This is a genomic window from Vibrio sp. Vb1554, assembly GCF_033344235.1.
Genome location: NZ_JAWPOJ010000204.1, coordinates 1 through 1371, shown reverse-complemented (window position 1 = coordinate 1371; position 1371 = coordinate 1). Strand labels below are relative to the sequence as shown.

Sequence of the window (1371 nt, the reverse complement as noted above, 5' to 3'; positions counted from 1 at the left end):
TGAAGTGCTGCTCAAGCACAGTGACCGCACTGTCTTCATCCGACTGAATTTGGACATGTTGTGGTCGCAGTAGTAATGAACAAGCAGATTGCATTTGAATCTCTTGCTGTGCACTCGCCTCAACTACACCAATATGGGTTTCGTATTCCGTATCTGAAATGCGCGTTGCGGCTAGGTAGCTACCACCACCTAAGAAGTCTGCAACAAACTTGCTCGAAGGTTGGTAGTAGAGTTCTGAAGCCGTGCCGTATTGCTCAATAACACCGTGGTTCATCACCGCCATTTTGTCGGCAAACGCAAATGCTTCTTCACGACTGTGAGTCACGAAAATCGCTGTAACGCCTTGTGCCTTAAAAATCTTACGGATCTCGCTGATTAACTCGTGACGAACCTGAGTATCAATATTGGAAAACGGTTCATCCAAAAGCAGTAAATCAGGGCTGTAAGCCAGAGAACGGGCAATCGCAACGCGCTGCTGTTGCCCACCAGAAAGCTGATGTGGATAACGATCGGCGTAACCTTGAAGGTGCACGAGTTCTAGCATTTCATCGACTTTCGCGCGCTTTTCTTGTGCAGATTGATGCTTCAAGCCAAAGGCTATATTTTGCGCAACTGTCAGATGAGGAAATAGTGCATAATCTTGGAAGATCATTCCGATATTGCGCTCTTCTGGCGGCAACCAATTTTCACCATCATCAATCGTCTGACAATTTAAGCTCATTTGACCAGAAGTAAGAGGCAGCAAACCAGCAATCGCTTTCAACAATGTCGTTTTGCCACAACCACTCGCCCCTAAAAGACAAACGATTTGCCCCTGTTCAACTTCAAGCGACAAAGACTCTAAAACGGTTTGAGCATCGTATTGGCAAGTTAGGTTTTTAATTGATAGTGCGCAGCTCATCAGTGATTTTGCTCCAGTGAACGGTTAACAACAACAAGCGGGATCAACCCAACAAGAACCAACAATACAGCAGGCAGAGCTGCCAATTCTAAATGCTCATCCGAGGCAAAGTTATATACGTATGTTGCCAGTGTTTCAAAATTGAATGGACGCAGAAGCAGAGAGGCATTGAGCTCTTTCATCGACTCAATAAACACCAACAATGCCGCAATCAGTGCACCACGTTTTACCAGTGGAAAGTGCACTCGCCACAGCATCGTATTAGGCGTACATCCCATCGTGCGTGACGCCATATCTAACGATGGAGAAATTTTATTTAGATTACTTTCGATACTACCAATCGCAACAGCTGAGAAACGCACCACCATCGCAAAGATCAACGCAAACATTGAGCCTGAGAAAATCAGTCCCGGTCTACCCCATTCCATCGCCTTCGCAATATCGTTTACGCGATAGTCCATAAACAGCAC

General features: G+C 45.8%; 2 protein-coding genes. Both read right to left on the bottom strand.

Annotated features, from left to right (window positions below):
- The coding region (locus R8N28_RS24975; protein WP_318183635.1) for an ABC transporter ATP-binding protein at positions 1 to 901 on the bottom strand (901 nt) is incomplete at its 3' end.
- The coding region (locus tag R8N28_RS24970) for an ABC transporter permease (protein WP_318183634.1) at positions 901 to 1371 on the bottom strand (471 nt) is incomplete at its 5' end. The genes R8N28_RS24970 and R8N28_RS24975, both read right to left, overlap by 1 nt.